The sequence below is a fragment of the Promicromonospora kroppenstedtii DSM 19349 genome (assembly GCF_000515355.1).
Lineage (GTDB): Bacteria > Actinomycetota > Actinomycetes > Actinomycetales > Cellulomonadaceae > Promicromonospora > Promicromonospora kroppenstedtii.
In genome coordinates, this window is record NZ_KI911633.1 from 30,827 (window position 1) to 33,405 (window position 2,579).

The 2,579-nt window shown below is 71.8% G+C and carries 2 protein-coding genes; both read right to left on the reverse strand.

Features of this window, described 5'->3' with window-relative positions; genetic code table 11:
* The coding region (locus tag PROKR_RS06350) for an ABC transporter permease (RefSeq protein WP_036960826.1) at positions 1-1,242 on the reverse strand (1,242 nt) is incomplete at its 3' end.
* Positions 1,242-2,072, reverse strand: a complete 831-nt coding sequence (locus PROKR_RS06355) for an ABC transporter ATP-binding protein (RefSeq protein ID WP_036960829.1) — start codon at positions 2,070-2,072, stop codon at positions 1,242-1,244. The genes PROKR_RS06355 and PROKR_RS06350, both read right to left, overlap by 1 nt.
* Positions 2,073-2,579: the final 507 nt, after the last annotated feature.

Sequence of the window (2,579 nt, forward strand, 5' to 3'; positions counted from 1 at the left end):
CAGGGCGGCGAGCGGGGCCACGCGGGAGGCCGCACGGGCGGGGGCGAGCGCGGCCGCGAGGGTCACGAGCACGCCCACGGCGAGCGGGAGGAGCACGACGGGCGCGCTCATGGTGATGGTCGCGGGCAGCTGGACACCGAGGTCGAAGGCCGGCACCAGCAGCAGGCCCCCCTGCACCAGCAGGGACCCGAGGAGCACGCCCGCCACCGAGGCGACCGCGCCGAGGATGGCCGCCTCGAGCAGGACGCTGCGGTACACCTGGCCGGTGTTCGCGCCGATGGCGCGGAGCAGGGCGAGGGTGCGCGAGCGCTGCGCGACGAGCACCTGGAAGGTGTTGGCGATGACGAGGCCCGCGACGACCAGCGAGACGGCGGCGAAGCCCAGGACGAACACCAGGAAGATGATGTTCTGGCCGCCCGTGAGCCCGGCCACGACCTCCTCGGCGTACTCCTGGGTGGTCATGACCTCGGTGGCCGCCGGGACCGCCGTCGTGAGCGCGTCCCGGACCGCCTCGATCGCGGCCGGGTCACCCGGCTGGTCGAGCGCCACGACGATCTCCTGGAGGACCTCCGTCTGACCGGGTTCCCGGTCGTCGGCGAGCCACTGGTCCATGGCCTCCGGGGTGACGACGCCCATGCCGCCGGCGAGCGCGAAGGCCTGCCTCGGATCGTCGACCAGTCCCGAGACGGTCAGCTTCTCGTTGACCTCCCGGCCGTCGTAGTAGCTGGTGCCGTCGTCCGCGACGGTCGGCTCGTGGTCCAGCACCCAGCGGCTGGAGGAGACCGTGTCTCCCACCCCGAGGCCGAGCCGTTCGGCGACGTCCACCGGGAGGGCGATGCTGCCGGTCCCTTCCGGCCACGCCCCGTCGGTCAGGACCAGCGGGGAGAGCCGCGGGTCGGAGGCCTGCGGGACGATCGACTGGTAGATCGTCCTCCCGCCGTGGTTGAGCTCCACATAGGTGCTCAGGGTCCCGTCGGCCGCCGCGACGCCCTCGGTGGCCCGGACGGCCTCGACGTCGTCCTGCGTCAGGGTGGTGGCTTCGTCGGACACCACGAGGTCGGACTCGGCGTACCGGGCGGAGACCTGGTCGTAGGTGGTGCTCGTGATGATGTTTCCCACCAGGAGCGTGGCCGCGACGAACGCGGTGCCGATGGCGATCGCGACGCCCGCGGCGGCGAGCCGGCCGGTGCTGCGGCGCATCTGCGCCCAGGTGAGACGTGCGGTGGGGAAGGAGGCGGACATCACGCACCCGTCCCGGACACCGTGCTGATGGCTCCGGTGGTGACGGCGGGCTCCAGGGTGCGCAGCGCGTCCAGCCCCGCCATCGCGGACTCCGGCGTCGGATCACTGATGTCCCCCGCGATCCGACCATCCGCGATCAGCACCACCCGGTCCGCATACGCCGCAGCCGACGGATCATGCGTGACCATGATGATCGTACGACCCAGCTCCCGCACGGAACGCCGCAGAAAACTGAGCACCTCCGCACCCGACCGCGAGTCCAGGTTCCCCGTCGGCTCGTCCGCGAACACCACATCAGGCTGCGCGATCAACGCCCGCGCGATCGCGACCCGCTGCTGCTGACCACCGGAGAGCTCACCCGGCCGATGCGTCAACCGCCCCGACAGACCCAGCGTCTCCACCAGGGTGTCCAACCACGCCCGGTCCGTGCTCGCCCCCGCCAGCTCCACCGGCAACGTGATGTTCTGCTCCGCGGTAAACATCGGCAACAGGTTGAACTGCTGGAACACGAACCCGATCCGGTCCCGCCGCAGCCTCGTCAGCGCCTTGTCACCCAACCCGGTGATCTCGGTCTCCCCGAGGAACGCCTGCCCACCCGTGGCCGAGTCCAGACCCGCCAGCAGATGCATCAACGTCGACTTACCCGACCCCGAAGGGCCCATGATCGCGGTGAACCGACCCTCCTCGAAGTCCACGTCCACGCCGTCCAGAGCACGCACGATCGCCTCGCCCTTGCCGTACGTCTTGGTCAGGTTACGGGCCCGTACGGCGTGGGGGCGGCCCGACGCCGGGGCCGGCCGGCCGGCCGGGACGTACACGGTGGTGTCCACGAGATTCTCCTCGGTCGATGACGCTGCGGGGTGCTGCGGGCGGTCCGCCGGAGGCGTCCCGCACCGGGTGACGTGGCACGGAGAGCTCCGTGCACGGCCCGGAAGTGGTCCGGCCTTCCCGGGTATGGACCCCGGTTCGGCCGGCGTCATCGAACCTACGGAGCCGGGGGCCGGGTGAACATCGGGCGTCGGCCTGATCCTTCCCTGGTCGTGTCATCCCCCGGTCGTACGTCTCGTCCGCCCCGGGTAGGGGCAGTCCCCCAGGGGTTGTGCCCCACAGAGCGCGACGAACGGCCTGTGGAAACAGGGTTTGTGCACAGAAACCCTGGTCCGGACCCTGACCCTGACCGCGCTGCGGGGAGGCTCGGGACATGACTGCTACCTCGGCGTCCGACGGCGCCGTACGCGTGACCCTGCACCCGGGCGAGGACGTGCTCGTACGGCCCGGGGCGCGCCTCGGCGACGTGCGCGCGCCCCTCGCCGCGCTGCTGCGCCGCCCGGAGCTGC